This is a genomic window from Streptomyces sp. NPDC060028 (assembly GCF_042736725.1).
GTDB lineage: Bacteria > Actinomycetota > Actinomycetes > Streptomycetales > Streptomycetaceae > Streptomyces.
This window is the reverse complement of the sequence record NZ_JBHWVJ010000134.1, coordinates 1-13,786: the sequence shown is the minus strand read 5'-3', so window position 1 is coordinate 13,786 and position 13,786 is coordinate 1. Positions and strand designations below refer to the sequence as shown.

15 protein-coding genes are annotated in these 13,786 nt (G+C 70.8%); 6 read left to right on the top strand and 9 right to left on the bottom strand.

The window, feature by feature from the left end; all coding sequences use genetic code 11:
• Nucleotides 1-56: 56 nt before the first annotated feature.
• Genes ACFWBF_RS35765 through ACFWBF_RS35755 form a run of 3 tightly spaced genes read right to left on the bottom strand, consistent with a single transcriptional unit; the run spans nucleotide 57 to nucleotide 2,802 of the window.
• A complete protein-coding gene (locus ACFWBF_RS35765) occupies nucleotides 57-701 on the bottom strand; it encodes a response regulator (protein WP_385609018.1) in 645 nt (214 codons plus the stop codon).
• Complete coding sequence (locus tag ACFWBF_RS35760; protein ID WP_385609017.1) at nucleotides 665-1,951, bottom strand: sensor histidine kinase; 1,287 nt, start codon at nucleotides 1,949-1,951, stop codon at nucleotides 665-667. Before ACFWBF_RS35760 ends, ACFWBF_RS35765 begins: the two co-directional genes overlap by 37 nt.
• A complete protein-coding gene (locus tag ACFWBF_RS35755; protein ID WP_385609016.1) occupies nucleotides 1,948-2,802 on the bottom strand; it encodes a CPBP family intramembrane glutamic endopeptidase in 855 nt (284 codons plus the stop codon). The genes ACFWBF_RS35760 and ACFWBF_RS35755 overlap by 4 nt, the downstream gene beginning before the upstream one ends.
• Nucleotides 2,803-3,037: 235 nt before the next feature.
• Here ACFWBF_RS35755 and ACFWBF_RS35750 point away from each other — a divergent pair, with 235 nt between their 5' ends.
• Nucleotides 3,038-4,717 (top strand): DUF885 domain-containing protein, encoded by a 1,680-nt coding sequence (locus ACFWBF_RS35750; RefSeq protein WP_385609015.1) that lies wholly within the window; start codon nucleotides 3,038-3,040, stop codon nucleotides 4,715-4,717.
• Between the two features lie 50 nt (nucleotides 4,718-4,767).
• Here the strand turns inward: ACFWBF_RS35750 and ACFWBF_RS35745 are convergent, their stop codons facing one another.
• Together ACFWBF_RS35745 and ACFWBF_RS35740 are read right to left on the bottom strand one after the other, a co-directional pair.
• Nucleotides 4,768-6,090: a DUF6236 family protein gene (locus ACFWBF_RS35745; protein WP_385609014.1), complete on the bottom strand. Its 1,323-nt coding sequence runs from the start codon at nucleotides 6,088-6,090 to the stop codon at nucleotides 4,768-4,770.
• Between the two features lie 153 nt (nucleotides 6,091-6,243).
• The gene (locus ACFWBF_RS35740; protein ID WP_385609013.1) at nucleotides 6,244-7,035 is read right to left on the bottom strand and encodes a DUF2785 domain-containing protein; all 792 of its coding nucleotides are present in this window, start codon (nucleotides 7,033-7,035) and stop codon (nucleotides 6,244-6,246) included.
• Nucleotides 7,036-7,159: 124 nt separating this feature from the next.
• On the opposite strand from ACFWBF_RS35740, the gene ACFWBF_RS35735 reads away from it, so the two are divergent.
• Both ACFWBF_RS35735 and ACFWBF_RS35730 read left to right on the top strand, forming a co-directional pair.
• The gene (locus tag ACFWBF_RS35735) at nucleotides 7,160-7,306 is read left to right on the top strand and encodes a hypothetical protein (protein ID WP_385609012.1); all 147 of its coding nucleotides are present in this window, start codon (nucleotides 7,160-7,162) and stop codon (nucleotides 7,304-7,306) included.
• Between the two features lie 48 nt (nucleotides 7,307-7,354).
• Complete coding sequence (locus tag ACFWBF_RS35730) at nucleotides 7,355-7,741, top strand: hypothetical protein (protein ID WP_385609011.1); 387 nt, start codon at nucleotides 7,355-7,357, stop codon at nucleotides 7,739-7,741.
• A 69-nt stretch (nucleotides 7,742-7,810) separates the two neighbouring features.
• Here the strand turns inward: ACFWBF_RS35730 and ACFWBF_RS35725 are convergent, their stop codons facing one another.
• Entirely contained in the window at nucleotides 7,811-8,239 is a 429-nt protein-coding gene (locus ACFWBF_RS35725; RefSeq protein WP_385609010.1) for a DUF6234 family protein, read from the bottom strand.
• A gap of 290 nt (nucleotides 8,240-8,529) precedes the next feature.
• On the opposite strand from ACFWBF_RS35725, the gene ACFWBF_RS35720 reads away from it, so the two are divergent.
• Nucleotides 8,530-9,174 carry a hypothetical protein gene (locus tag ACFWBF_RS35720; RefSeq protein ID WP_385609009.1) on the top strand — a complete coding sequence of 215 codons (645 nt, stop codon included), beginning with the start codon at nucleotides 8,530-8,532 and terminating at the stop codon, nucleotides 9,172-9,174.
• Between the two features lie 294 nt (nucleotides 9,175-9,468).
• Here the strand turns inward: ACFWBF_RS35720 and ACFWBF_RS35715 are convergent, their stop codons facing one another.
• The 3 genes from ACFWBF_RS35715 to ACFWBF_RS35705 form a co-directional block, all read right to left on the bottom strand.
• The gene (locus tag ACFWBF_RS35715) at nucleotides 9,469-10,155 is read right to left on the bottom strand and encodes a DUF4232 domain-containing protein (protein ID WP_385609008.1); all 687 of its coding nucleotides are present in this window, start codon (nucleotides 10,153-10,155) and stop codon (nucleotides 9,469-9,471) included.
• Nucleotides 10,156-10,438: 283 nt separating this feature from the next.
• Entirely contained in the window at nucleotides 10,439-10,801 is a 363-nt protein-coding gene (locus tag ACFWBF_RS35710; protein ID WP_385609007.1) for a DUF1330 domain-containing protein, read from the bottom strand.
• A gap of 127 nt (nucleotides 10,802-10,928) precedes the next feature.
• Entirely contained in the window at nucleotides 10,929-11,915 is a 987-nt protein-coding gene (locus tag ACFWBF_RS35705) for a glycoside hydrolase family 26 protein (RefSeq protein WP_385609006.1), read from the bottom strand.
• A gap of 305 nt (nucleotides 11,916-12,220) precedes the next feature.
• Here ACFWBF_RS35705 and ACFWBF_RS35700 point away from each other — a divergent pair, with 305 nt between their 5' ends.
• The gene (locus ACFWBF_RS35700; protein WP_385609005.1) at nucleotides 12,221-12,838 is read left to right on the top strand and encodes a TOPRIM nucleotidyl transferase/hydrolase domain-containing protein; all 618 of its coding nucleotides are present in this window, start codon (nucleotides 12,221-12,223) and stop codon (nucleotides 12,836-12,838) included.
• A 382-nt stretch (nucleotides 12,839-13,220) separates the two neighbouring features.
• Nucleotides 13,221-13,676: a hypothetical protein gene (locus ACFWBF_RS35695; RefSeq protein ID WP_385609004.1), complete on the top strand. Its 456-nt coding sequence runs from the start codon at nucleotides 13,221-13,223 to the stop codon at nucleotides 13,674-13,676.
• The last annotated feature ends 110 nt before the right edge of the window (nucleotides 13,677-13,786 follow it).

The window sequence follows — 13,786 nt, the reverse complement described above, 5'->3', positions numbered from 1 at the left end:
CACGGCGAGGCGCCGTGCCGGGCGCCGCGACCCGGTGAACCTTTCCGGCCACAGCGCTAGCGCCGGAGGTACGCGAGGACGGCCAGAACCCGGCGGTTGTCCTCGGTGGACGGGGCGATGCCCAGCTTGGCGAAGATGCTCGCGGTGTGCTTCGCGACGGCGCTCTCGCTGAAGTGGAGGGCGCCCGCGATGGCGGTGTTCGAGCGGCCCTCCGCCATCAGTTCCAGGACGTCGCGTTCCCGGGGGGTGAGGGCGGAGATGGTGCCCCGGGCGTCGCCGCGCGACAGCAGCCGGGAGATGACCTGCGGGTCCAGGACGGTGCCGCCGGCGGCGACGCGGCGTACGGCGTCGACGAACTGGCCGGTGTCCGTGACCCGGTCCTTGAGCAGATAGCCCACACCACCGTCGCCGCTCGCCAGGAGCTCGTTCGCGTAGAGCTGGTCGACGTACTGGGAGAGGACGAGGACGGGCAGACCGGGATGGTGCCGGCGGGCTTCGAGGGCCGCCTGGAGGCCCTCGTCGGTGAAGGTCGGCGGCAGGCGTACGTCGACGACCGCGACGTCCGGCTTCTGCTCCAACAGGGCCCGCAGGAGGGACGGACCGTTGTCCACGGCGGCGGCCACGTCGAAGCCGTGCTCCTCGAGCGTGCGGACCAGGCCGTCCCTCAGGAGGAAGAGGTCTTCGGCAAGAACGACGCGCACGGTATCTCCAGGGTCACTGTGGTCGGTCCGCCCTGCGGGCTGTGCAGGGCGAGGCTCCCGTCGAAGGTGGCCAATCGCCTCCGGACGCCGAGCAGTCCGCTCCCCCGGGCGGGATCCGCCCCGCCGCACCCGTCGTCGGTGACGGTGATGCGCAGCGCCGGGTCGCCGTCGTGTGCGAGGACGATGTCTTGTGCGAGGACGATGTCGATGCGGCCGGCGCCGGAGTGCTTCGCCGCATTGGCCAACAGCTCGTTGACCGCGAAGTAGGCGGCGGATTCGACCGCGGCCGGCAGCCGCCCGCCCAGGCGGGCCTCGACGTGCACGTCGAGGAAGCTGTCGAGGGCCAGGGAGCGCACGGCGTCGCCCAGCCCACGGTCGGTGAGGACCGGCGGCTGGATGCCCCGGACCAGATCGCGCAGGTCCTTCAGGGCCCGCGCCGACAGCTCGCGCCCCTCCAGCAGCGCGGCGCGGGCGCCCGGCGGGTCGTGGTGCAGCAGGCGCATCGCGCTGTCGAGGCGCATCCCCAGAGCGACGAGCCGTGCCTGTGCCCCGTCGTGTAGATCTCGCTCGATGCGCTGGAGTTCGGCCGCGCTGCTGTCCAGGGCGTCGGTCCGCGTTTCCGTCAACTGCTCGATGCGGCGGGTGAGTTCGGCACTTCGTGGTGCGGTGAGGAGCAGCCGGCTCCAGCGGGCGTGCAAGCACAGGACGTAGGGTGCGAGGCGCAGGCCCGCGGCCGTGAAGACGAGGCCCAGCGCCAGCGCCGCGAGCATCAGGACGGGGCTGTGCACGGGGACGAAGGCGTACCAGTTCCCGTCGTCGAGCAGCCGCCACACGAACGGCTGGACGACCGCACCGAACACCCCGTACACGACGAGGGACGGGGGCACGCCGACCAGCAGACCGCCGACCAGGGGCTCCAGCCACGCCCATGTCAGGTCCCGCCAGAACCCCGCGTCGGCCAGGACCGCGCGGGCCCCCGCCGTCCGCGGGAGCGGACCCGGCGGGCTGATCCGCACCCCGGACCAGTGTGCCGCCCGTACGCGGGCGCGGTCGGCGCACCGGCGCAGCGCGGCCGCGGCCGGCGGCAGCAGCCGGTGGCCGAGGCCGACGGGCAGCAGGAGCAGCGCGCCGACGACGCCCGCCCCGGCGACGGTCACCGCCAGGCCCGACAGGCCGGCCAGCTGGCAACGGCCGACGGCGGTCAGGCCCCGGCGGGAAGCCGTAAGGAAGCGGGAGGTGATCGAACTCATGTCCTGTGCAGGGTAGTCGGTGCGGGTGCGGGTGCGGGTCCGGGTGCGGGTTCCGGCTCCGGTGCCGTCACCTTTGCCAGTGCGTGCCGTCCGACCCACGCCATGGCCACCACCAGGCAGGAGAGCCCGAAGCAGAGCATCGGGAGGACCGCGCCGGACTCCTCGTCCATGAAGAGGAGCAGCCCGAGGTTGACGAGCGTGTGGAAGCCGCCCGAGAGCATCAGGCGGTACGGACCGCCCGTGCCGTCGAGCGCGACACCCAGCACGACCGACATGGCCACGGTGGCGACGAGAAATCCCGCGGCGTAGGCCGGGGCCTGCTCGAAGACCGGTACGTGCCAGGCACCCCACACCGAGCCCACCGCCACCGACGAGCCCAGCGTCCCGAACCGGGTCCGCAGCAGCGGCTGGAGGAAGCAGCGCCAGCCGATCTCCTCGCCGCACGCCCCCAGCAGCTGCGCGGCCGCGATCAGTACCAACGGGTGGTGCAGGGCTCCGGGACCTGTGAAGCCCACTCCGCCCGAGGTCACCCCGTACACGAGCACGGTGAGCGCGACGATGAGAGCGGCCGTGCCGAGGACGGCCACCCAGCCGCCGGGTCCACGTCCACCCCCGCCCCGCAGCAGCTCGCGGGTCCGCTTCCCCCGGTACAGCGCGACCGCGCCCACCCCGACGGCCGGCCCGAACTGGGTCAGCTGCACCACCTCGGTGGGCACACCGGTCCCCGCCTGCGCCGCCCCGAACACCCCGGCCGCCACGAAGGCCACCGCGGTGAACACCCCCGCCGCACCCCACAGCCCGCCGCGCCCCGCCGGTTCCACGCCGTCCACCGCCACCGTTTCCATGACCATCCCGCCCGTCTGCTCGTGTCCCTACGCAGACGACGATGCCGGGCCGGGCGGCCGCGGCCACTGCATCTGGCCCCCCGGCGGGGGTGTACCCAACTCCACCGCGCCCGGGCAGGCGACCTGGACCCGTGCCCCCGCCGGAGCGCGCACTCGGGGTTTCGGGCCAGGGGCGATCCGATACCGGTCATCCTGCGGGGTGGCGGGACTGGCCGTTGTCCGGGGCGGGCAGGCCCTCGGGGTGCTGAACCAATCGGACGCCCTGCCCCGTCGGATCTCAGACGACTACGTCGATGCCCTGGTCGAGCTCGATCCGATCGTCGGCACCGCCCTGGGGGTGCCCGGCGCTTCGGGCGCGCTCCCCGATTTCTCGCCGGAGGGCCGGCAGGCCCTGGCCGAGCTGGCGCGCTCGACCCTTGCACGGCTCACGGCCGTCGAGCGGGCGCCGGGCGCGGACAGCGAGGTGGAGCGGCGGTGCGCGAACCTCCTGAAGGAGAGGCTCGGGGCGGAGCTGGCACAGTTCGAGGCCGGTGAGCACCTGCGTGCGGTCGACAACCTCTCCTCGCCGCTGCACCAGATACGCAAGGTCTTCTCCCTGATGCCGGTGGCGACGGAAGAGGACTGGCGGGCCGTCGCGCGGCGCCTGAACGCGGTGCCGGCGGCACTGGCGGGCTACCGGGCGTCGCTCGGCGTGGGCGTAGGGCAAGGCCTGCCTGCGGCGCCCCGTCAAGTGGCCGAGAACATGGCCCAGCTGGACGAGTGGCTGCGGACGGGCGGCTTCGGCCCGCTGGCCGCCGGCGCCCCCGAGGCCGGCCCGCGTACGGAGGTCGATACGGCGGCTCGGGTGGCCACGGGGGCGGTCGCGGAGCTGCGCGACTGGTTCGCCCGGGTGTACGCCGCTCTGGTCGACGGCCAGCCGGACGCGGTCGGCGGCGAACGCTACGCCCGCTTCGCCCGCATGTATACCGGCGCCGAGGTGGATCCGGGCGAGGCGTACGGGTACGGCTGGTCGGAGTTCCACCGGCTGCTCGCCGAGATGCGAGCCGAGGCCCGGCGGATCCGACCCGGGGTGGACGACCCCTGGGAGGTGCTGGCCTGGCTTGACCGCCACGGGCGCGCCGTCGAGGGCGTGCAGGACACGCGGGTGTGGCTGCAGACCTTCATGGACGAGGCCGTCGAGGCGCTGGACGGGACGTACTTCGACCTGGCCGGGCCGGTCCGGCGGGTGGAGTCCCGGATCGCACCGCCGGGCGGCGCGGCCGCCCCGTACTACACCCAGCCCTCGCTGGACTTCTCCCGCCCGGGCCGCACCTGGCTGCCGACGCTCGGCCGGACGCGCTTCCCGACCCACCATCTGGTGTCCACCTGGTACCACGAGGGGGTGCCGGGCCACCATCTCCAGCTGGCGCACTGGACGGTCGTCGCCGGGTCCCTCTCCCGCTACCAGACGATGGTCGGCAGGATCAGCGCCACCACCGAGGGCTGGGCGCTGTACGCGGAACGCCTGATGGACGAACTCGGCTTCTACACCGAGCCGCAGGACCGGCTCGGCCACCTCGACGCCCAGATGATGCGGGCGCTGCGCGTGTTGGTCGACCTCGGCATGCACCTACGCCTCGAAATCCCGGCGCACTCGCCGTTCGCCGCCGGTCAGCGCTGGACCCCGGCCCTGGCCCGGGAGTTCCTCGGCCGCTACTCCGGCCGCCCGCCGGCGTACCTGGACAGCGAGATCGTCCGCTACCTGGGCCGGCCGGCGCAGGCGATCACGTACAAGCTGGGCGAACGTGCCTGGTTGCAGGGCCGGGAGACGGCCCGGGCACGGCAGGGCGCGGATTTCGAACTCAAGCGGTGGCACATGGCCGCGCTGTCGCTCGGCTCGCTGGGGCTGGCCGACTTGAGGGAGGAACTGGGCCGGCTCTGAGCGGCCAGGTCAGGACTGACTGCAGGGGAACTCCACCCGGGAGAGGGTCGTCATCGACGTGCCCACCTGCGCCGGCCCCGGCGTCGCCGTGGAGGTGCCGCCCGCCGGATGGCAGAGCGGATCTGCGCGACGGCGTCCGAGGGGCCGAGCTCGCTCCGTAGGTTCAACAGGTAGCTGGCGGGGTGGCCCGCGAGCACCTGCCTTCGCTGGTCGAGGGCACTGGTTGCCGCTCCGACGAGGCACCCCGCAACCACGCCGGCGCTGGTGACGGAGGACGGCAGGTGAACAGTGCCGGCCAGTACGCCCAACGCCGCCGATGGTGCGAGCGTCTGAAGACTCAGGGCGGCTCGGACAGGCTGTAGGCCAAGCCGGCCGAGCTCACGTTCCATCGCCTCGAGCGGTTGCGCGATCTTGCTCTCCACATGGTTGCGCAGCTTGGCCGCCCTCACCTCGTGGTCTCGCACCGCACTGATCTCGACGAAGTCCGGTGTGAGCGAGTCGAGGAACTCGCGATAGCGCATCAGCTGCGGCAGCAGCCTCCGCCGCGCTTCGATGATCCGTTCTACGGGTACCTCGGCCAGGTCCCGGGGGACGACGGTTTGCAGGGCCAGTACCGCGAACATGTGACTGGAGTCCGTCGGGCCCTCAGCCGAAAGCTCATGCTCGTCGGCGAGCAGGATCTGTGCCATGGCCTCGACCGTCCAACCCAAGGGGGCCGCACAGAACGGCGCTTGATCGGTGACCGGCGTCATCCCGTTCTCCCGAGCGACCACGTCCGCGAGGATCGCCAAATAGGCGCCGGCCAAGCGGCGGTGCATCGCCAGGTCGCCTATGTGGAGGACCTTCCCGTCATCTGCGCGGCGCCACTGATAGCTCCTTGACACCAGCAGTCCGACCTCCGCCAACCGCTGCGCGAGACCGTAAGTCATCTTGCCCGGATGAACCTCTTGCAAGCGGGGGTCGAGCGGCAGGAGTTCGTCATGGATGTCCCGAGTGCGCAGGGATTCAATACCGAGCGCATCGGCCCCGTACCGGGGGATCATCTGATCCTGGTATCTGTCGAGGAAGTCGAAGAACAGCACATCCACTTGATCCTCAATGCCCAATGATCCGGTCCAACGGGCACTCACACTCACAGGATCGACTCTCGCCACGACGTCGTCGCCTATCCAACGCGGGCCGCTGACCTTGGGCCTCACGTCCACGATGAAGTCGAGCTCGTCCTGGAGACGCTTGACCGTGTCGGAGTCGCGTAGGCCGTAGTAGCCCCTCGGGTGGATCCGCCCAAGCTGCGGCCAGTGCAGGGCCACTGCCTTGACCCAGGCGTCGTCGGGGAAGTTGACGTACGGGAAGTAGAGCGCAACGTCATTCACAGGCAACACGATGCCTCTGACTGCCCGCCTGCGGAAGAGAGGACGAGCGGGTCAGCGATCGCGGATGCCGCTGATCGCGGCGTGGGGTCGGCCGAGGGCATCTCCGCAACGGCCGAGCCCAGCCGCATGTCGCCGTCACCGTCACCGTCACCGTCACCGCTTGACGATCAGATCGAGGACCGCGGCGAGGTGAGCCTTGACCGCCTCATGGTGGTGAAGGGCTCGTGGCTCCGACGCGGCGTTGGGCCGTACGCCCCGGTCCGCGAAGACGTAGAGCATCCGCAGCGTGCGCAGGCAGTTGGTGAGGTGTGCGGGGACCGGGGTCCTGATGCGATCGGCTCCGAAGCAGGTGCCGATCGGGTCCAGCCAGGTCGTCGCGTCGCGCTCGCTCATGTCGGACCGGGTGAGGATACGGGCGATCGCCATTGCCAGCCGGTCGTCCTCCAGTTGATCGAATACATGATCGGTGTCGGCCGTCAGCCGGGCGGCGGCGAGGTCCAGCATCCGTACCGGTGCCACCTCGGGGTGGCACCCGAAGCGGCCCAGCAGGTCCGCGCCGTGCGCAACCGCGTGGAGCCAGCCGAGCTTCTCGTCGTGGCCGCGCAGGTCCCTCTCGTTCGGGTACCACCGCTCGAACGCGGCCACCCAGTCGGCTCTGAGATCCCCCTTGCCCACGAGCATGTCGAGCACGAGGGGAGCGAACGTGCGGGCCTGGATCTCCCGGTCGCAGAAGCGGGCGACCATCTCGTCTCCCAGCGCCAGGCGCCGGGGTTCGTCGATCACCCCGCGGTCTATCCAGGTCGACAGGACGGAGTAGGCCGCTCCGTCCCGGATCAGCGGATCGGGATCCGCCAGGGCGTGGGAGAGTCCGCGCACCAGTTCTTCCATGGGGCGGTCGGCGGGCACGGCGCAGGCTGCGGCTTCGATGCTGTTCCAGTCGATCATGGCGGGCAGAATAGACCCACACCGCCTTGGCCCGCCGGGAGTTACGGCCGACCTGCCGAGCGCGCCTTCCCCGGCGCGGGACTCCCGGCGATCGCACGTGACTCCCCTTTGGTGGTGTTTGTCTGTGGTGGGAGCCGCGGTGCTGGCGGTCGGGGTGGCGTCGGGCTCGGCCGCGGACGCCGACCAGTGGCGGCCGCGGCCGGGGACCCTGTACATCTCCGACCTGCCCAAAACCGAGTCGTGGCGCGCCGCCCCGGTCTCGCGAGGCTGAGGCGAGTCGTACGACTGCCTCGCGGGCTGGCCGGCGGAGCGCCCCGAAGTGAACGTCTGGAACCGGGATTTCACCACCGCCGAGACCGCACACGCCCAGCAGAAGGTGGTGGTCTTCCCCACGGAGGCCGAGGCCATCACGTTCGCGGACGCGACCCGGCAGAACTACGCCGACTGCGCGAACGACCCGCAGGAGCCCGGTGTGACCGCGACCGCCTATGACCACGGCGTGGTGGACGTGGAGGAGGGCGCCACCCTCCAGGGGATGCACACCTTCAACGCCAACGCCCACGAGCGCCCCGACTTCAACTACCTGTGGGGTGTGGGCCGCGACGGGGACACGGTCACGCTGGTCCTGTGGTCCAGCTACTGGGGCGAACCGCCCGTGGCCGCCTGGAAGAACACCCTGCGGACCGCGGTGAACAAGCTGTACTGAGTACGGTGGCGCCGGGCGGGAACGCTGCGGGAGGCTGATCGAGCAGCCGAGTTGGCGGAGCAGGTCACATCAGTTGCACCTCCCGCTGCCGCTGTAACAGGGCGAGTACCCGGCGCTCGGGACGGGTGCAGGACGTGGGTGGGTACGGTCGTAGTCGTGCTGCGCGAGCGCGAGGAGCGCGGCCACGGCTCCGGCCGCCACGAGTTGCAGGACCACTGTCCACGGTGCGCGGGTCAGTGCCGCGAGCCCGGCGAAGACCAGCACGACGACGAGGAAGTGCTCGGTCCAAGCGAGGCTCGCGATTCGCGACGCTTCGATCCTCGCCTCGTCCCCCTGCGCAGCCCATACCTCCAGGCCGTCGCCGAAGCCCTTCCCCACGTAGACGACGGCCTCTGTCAGGAACAGCACGATGCCAATGGACACGTCCTTCGCACGAGTCGTCTTGCTCGACCAGGGCCATCGGCGTCGAGGCGAAGGTTCGGGGAGTACCTGCGTCATGGCCGCACCCTGCCAAGCCGGCCGAGGGGTGCGCATGAGTACGCGTACTCAAGCTTGTCTGAGGCGCCACGACCGACTACCGCCAGGCCGCCCCGCCGGGGTCGTGCCGCATGATTGCCAGTCGAAGCCAGGGCCTGCAAATACATGGGGGTTGTGACGGTCGTCGTGATTGTTGTCGGCTGGAGGAGCTGACCGAGCCATGGGACGGGCTGGCCTGGCCGCCTCCCTCACGAACTCCTCCAGGCAATTCCGGTCTCAGGTCCACACCCCGCAGAACGAGGAAAGCATCGATGACAGCGCTGGACCTGCTGGTCAAGCAGCACCTGGCCCCTGTAATGAAAGCCGCCGGCTTCAAGAGGTCCGGCCGCACCTTCCGCCTCACCGCCAGCAATGGCGATCAAGCCATCCTCGGGTTCGCCCGTCACTACGTAGACCCTGATGCGGCCGTCTTCGAGGTCGGCTACCGCATCGTGCCGGCGCCGTACTGGGAGTGGATCGACCGGTACTCGGTCAACGGTGGGGCCCGATCCCCCATCGCCTTCGGCCCCGCGGTGCTGGCCGGCAGCGTGATCCCGCCGCTTCACGCAGCGCACGCTCCGGACTCCGCGGTGCCGTTCCGCGAGCGGTGGGCCCTGCGCGTGGACAACAGCCACGTTTGCGGCGAGGCACTGGCGGCGGTCCTGCACGATGAGGTCATCCCGCAGATCGTTCACCTTCTCGACCGCAGCAATCTCCTTCAAGAGTGTCGTCACCCGGCCTTGCCGGTCGTGCGACTCGTGCCGCTCAAGAGAGTGGAGATCCTCCTTCGGGTCGACGACGCTCCGAAGGAGGAGATCGAATCTCTGCTGGCGGACGTGCCGTTGGCGAGTCCCGGCGACAACTTCGTCACCTGGACGCGCCAACGGATGGCAGCGCGACTCGGCACAGCCGATTAGGTGGCTCCCCGGCGGAGTTACGGCACCACGCACACCCGGACGCGCCGGCCGTGGCCGTCAGGGACCGAGTCGCTGACGAACACCCCTTTGCGAAAAGCGCGTCGGCACGGACCTGGGGATGGGGGTGGGTGAGCAAAGGGAGGTAGACCGCCGGATCGGACACCTGAAGCCGTCCGAGAGGGTAACGGGCCCTGCGCGCGACCTCGGGCGAATCCGCTGACGCGACGGCCCCCGCCAGGGGCAGACTGCCGCCCCGGCCATGAGGTCCGTGGCTCTCGCCCTGGTGGGCTGCCTTCAGGAGGGTTTGGCCGACGAGAAGGCGGTGACGGTCACCTTGTTGTCGCACTCGGCGAGGACTCCGTCGTCCATGGCGATCTGATGCGAGCCCGCGCCGGGGACGCCGAGGACGAGCGTGGGGAAGGTGACGGGCGTGGCGCCGGATACGCAATAGCCGTCGGCTTCGCCCTGGACGTTGACGAAGGTCAGCTTCGTCCAGGCTCGGGCGCCGGGGGCCAGGGACACCGTGGAGGCCGAACCGGTGTGGGTGGTGGCGAGCGGGGCGTTCCGGTCGGGGGAGCCGTTGCCGGCTCCGGCGACCGTCGGGAATCCGCTGAGGGTGCAGGCGTGCGCCGATGAGTTGGTGACCGAGACGAGGGCGGCTCCCGTTCCCGTACCCGTCGGCCGGACGTCGGCCTGGTGGGCGGCGGACACCTTGACCTGGCCGGCGGTGCAGGGCTTCCCGCCGCCGCCCGCGGCAGGTGCCGAGGCGCTGGGGGCGGTGTGGCCGGCACCGCCGCTCGTTCCTCCTACGGAGGAGGAGCCGGCGGGTGGCGTCGGCGACGCCGACGCCACGGGCGGCCCCGAGGGCTTGGCGATCGCGCCGTCGCCCCCGGAGGGAGTGCAGCCCCCCGCCAAGGCGGTGACCGCCACCGCTGCCACCAGTGCTGCTGCGGTCCGGCCGACGCCTGCTGAGTACTGCATGAGGTCTCCCCGAGGTTCACGACCGGTCCGACACCGGCGCGCATCGGTGAACACAGCACCACGTCCTGCGCGGTTCTTCGGGACGCAACGCTGTGGCAGTTCCGTAACGCGTCCGAGACGCGCCTACGGTCACCCCCTCCGGGGGTACCTGGCGCAGGTTCCCCACGCTGCGTGAGGCTCCGGGGTGGGCCGGCCGGCCGATGCCTTTGCGGCTCGGACAGTGGCGGAGTGGGGAAGAACGGCGAGCGATCCGTCGCAAGGCCTGAAGTGGCGGCTGCCAGGACTACGTCGCCGACCGGCCCGCTCGCCCGGCTTCTGTTCGCAAGGTGCGAGCACGCTCGGCCGGGTCGTAGTTCGGCCCGACGCCCTCGATCAGCAGCAAGTCGCCCTCGACATGGTCGGTACGCAGACGCAGGATGGCCCGGTAGGCGGGAGAGCCGTACCAGTCACGGGCTTCGGCCAGGCTGGGGAACTCGATCAGCACCATGCTGCCGGGCCACGTCCCCTCCACGACTTCGGTCGGCGGACCGTGGATGACGAAACGGCCCGCGAAGGGGTCGAGGGTTGCCTGGATGCGCTCCAGGTACTGCAAGACGTCCGAGTGATTCCGGCGACTGCGCAGATGAGCGAAGCCATAAGCGGACACCACGGGCTCCTTCGTTCCGGGGGCGTGAGCGATGACCAGAACGTAACTGAGGAGGCTGGGCGGTGCGATTACCCCTCGGGTAATCGCCGCCCCGTCGAGGACATCAGAGCATGACGAGCAGACGGCCCTACCTATGGGACAGGAACTCCCGAAACACTCGCGCGGAGCGCGGGTTCTGGCTGCACTGCCACACACCGTGCGGGCAGTAGTCCGTAATGCTGTGGTAGAGGGGCTCTTGCTCGTCGATCCAGGCCAGCATGTCCCGCATGTACTGGGGGTTGTCGCCGTTGCGGAACAGCCCCCACTCCGGGTACGAGATCTGTTTGCCGTGCGCCTTCGCGAAGTCGACCTGCTGCTGGAGTCCGTAGGGCTGGGTGACCTGCTCCTCGAAGGTGTGGCCGGGCGGCTGGTCGTAGGAGTCCATGCCGATGACGTCGACCACGTCGTCGCCGGGGTAGCACTTGGTCCAGGCGATCGCGTCACCGCCGCGGTTGGGGGCGAAGTCGAAACGGAACTGCTCCCCCTCCACAGAGCGCATGGCACCCACGATGCGCCGCCAGTACCTCTTCCAGCTCTCGGGGTCGGGCCGGCATCGGTGGGTGTAGTTGAAGCCGTTCATCTCCCAGCCGAGCACGATCACCGTGTCCGGGACCCCGAGGGCGACCAGACGCCTGGCCAGCCGCCGGAAGTGGTGGTCGTACTCGCCTTGCGCGCCGGAGCGGAGCAGCTCGGCGACCTGGCGGTCAGGGACGCCGGCCTCGTTGCCCTCCAGCATGGGCACGTTCAGGACGAACAGCCGATCGGCTCTCGCGTTGCGCCACCGTGCCCAGCTGCGCAAGGAATCGGGTGCCCCCTCGATGTTCGACCAGGTGTCGCCGGGCAGGTAGGTGTGCCCGGCGCGCAGCTCTGCACCCCCGAGCCAGCGCGAGAGTTCCTGCATCCTGTCGACGCCGGGCGAGCCGTAGTGGAGATAGGCACCCACTGCGACCTCACTGCCGTCGTCACCGCCGGAATCCTCACGCGGCGGTGTGGCGAGGGCGCCCCCGGTGGCAAGCAGGGCGGCAGCAACCGTACCTACGCAGGCGCCCGCCAGCCAGCGGCCTCGATGGGGCATGACGTCTCCACACGTTTGGCAAACCGATGTGTCTGGCATCGACGTTAGGCATCTCATCCGACTCGCGCCTGTCAGGTGTTCCGGTGCTGGGCCATTCGCGGCAGCCGGGCGCTTTCGCTTGGCCCGACCAGGTGAACGCCGCCACCCCCGTCCGCGCGTCGGCGGCCGACACGCCGGCCGGTCTGCAGGGCCGCCCGACCGCGATTGCCTCCACTTCTCCACTCGGCTTCGGCTCGACGCCTGTCGTGCGCGCGCAGCCGAATATCGCGTGCGACGCCGTCGGTGGACGTAGCAGACTCCCTGGCATGGTCGACATACGCATGTTCCGGGACACGGTCACAGCCTGGGCGGCCGGTGGCTCCGGCGGGCCGGCGAGGGAGCAAGCGGAGCTCCTCGGGGTGCACACGGCGGTCCTGCTGGAAGGGCTGAGTGACCTCGCGGCCGTCGAGGCGCTGGCCGCGGGGCGGGGCCGTGACCTGGCGGCCGAGGGGGTGTGCGTGGTGCCGATGGGCGGGGCGATGAGCGTCGGCCGCTACGCGGGGCTCCTCGGGCCGTCCGGTCTCGGCCTGCGCCTGATCGGCCTGTGCGACGAGCGCGAGAAGCCATTCTTCGACCGGAGCCTCAACCCGGCCTGGGCGCCGCGCCCGGGCGTCTTCGTCTGCACGGCGGACCTGGAGGACGAGCTCATCCGTGCGCTGGGCCCGGCGCGGATCGAGCAGATCGTCCAGGACGAGGACGAGCTACGCGCCTGGCAGACCTTCGTACGGCAGCCCGCCCAGCACGGCCGGCCCCGGCACCAGCAACTGCGGCGCTTCATCGGCACGAAGAAGGGCCGCAAGATCCGCTATGGCCGCCTCCTGGTCGAAGCCCTCGCCCCCGACCAGGTGCCCGCCCCGCTGGAGGACCTCCTCGCCAGCCTGTGATGGTCTGGCCCCGCAGGCCGGCATGCCGGCTGCGGGTGCCCAGCTGGGCGCCGGCCCGAGATCCGAGGTCAGGTCCGGGGCCAGGTCCGTACGGGCGAGCAGGAAGAACGTGGTGAGGGTGCGGTCGTGGCGGCCCTGGTCGCCGAAGAAGGCGCCGTACGGGAATGCCTCGCCCTGGTCCGTCGCGGGTCCGACGGCCACTTGGGGGCCACGTCCCCGGGCGCCACGTCGCGTACCGCGCTGGCCGTCGAGAGTGTCATGGGGCGGCCACCGGGAGTTCAGGTCTCCCTCATCTCGCGTTCTAATGACATGTGAAATATCACATGTCATACGCACCGCCGGGGAGGAGCCCTGGACGGTGATTCATGATGAGGAGAGCCCGATGAATCGTTTAGCACTGCTTGCCGCCGGTGCCGCGAGCCTGGCCATATACGCGATCACTCCTGCCAGCGCTGCCGTCGCTCAGACCGACACCAGCGAAACCGTCACCTCCTGCGGGAACTCGGGCCTCCAGGCGGGTCTGGCCACGCGGGTGTGCGCCGAGATCTCCGGTACCACCGTCGAGTTCTACGGCACGGTCGGGCTCGCCGGCCCGCCCTCCCCTGGTAGCCCGGCGCCCGGCGCGAAGGAGCTGTTCACGACCTTGTCCGTGGAGGTCGTCGGCGGCACCACACCCGCCACCCAGACCAAGCCGGTCATCTTCGCCTCTTCGAACCTCGAGGTACACGGGCTGGTCAGCACGGTCCCGTGCGGCTCGACCGTCCGCGGAACCTTCGGCGTGGCCTCGTTCCCCTGGACGGCCAGGCCGGTGGTCCACGAGGTCACCATCACCTGCTGAGGGGAGCCCGCGCGCAGATCGACCCTGCCCGCAGGCCCCTGCCGGGCTCGGGGCGGGGGGCGGGCGGGGCGGGCCGCGCCGCCCCCCCCCGGGAGGGCCGGCCCCGGGGC

Excerpts from the sequence above, each read along its gene's own strand:
- ACFWBF_RS35755 (WP_385609016.1), bottom strand. The coding sequence starts at position 2,802 with ATGGTCATGGAAACGGTGGCGGTGGACGGCGTGGAACCGGCGGGGCGC.
- ACFWBF_RS35760 (WP_385609017.1), bottom strand. The coding sequence starts at position 1,951 with ATGAGTTCGATCACCTCCCGCTTCCTTACGGCTTCCCGCCGGGGCCTG.
- ACFWBF_RS35740 (WP_385609013.1), bottom strand. The coding sequence starts at position 7,035 with ATGATCGACTGGAACAGCATCGAAGCCGCAGCCTGCGCCGTGCCCGCC.
- ACFWBF_RS35695 (WP_385609004.1), top strand. The coding sequence starts at position 13,221 with ATGAATCGTTTAGCACTGCTTGCCGCCGGTGCCGCGAGCCTGGCCATA.
- ACFWBF_RS35720 (WP_385609009.1), top strand. The coding sequence starts at position 8,530 with ATGACAGCGCTGGACCTGCTGGTCAAGCAGCACCTGGCCCCTGTAATG.
- ACFWBF_RS35715 (WP_385609008.1), bottom strand. The coding sequence starts at position 10,155 with ATGCAGTACTCAGCAGGCGTCGGCCGGACCGCAGCAGCACTGGTGGCA.
- ACFWBF_RS35725 (WP_385609010.1), bottom strand. The coding sequence starts at position 8,239 with ATGACGCAGGTACTCCCCGAACCTTCGCCTCGACGCCGATGGCCCTGG.
- ACFWBF_RS35700 (WP_385609005.1), top strand. The coding sequence starts at position 12,221 with ATGGTCGACATACGCATGTTCCGGGACACGGTCACAGCCTGGGCGGCC.
- ACFWBF_RS35705 (WP_385609006.1), bottom strand. The coding sequence starts at position 11,915 with ATGCCCCATCGAGGCCGCTGGCTGGCGGGCGCCTGCGTAGGTACGGTT.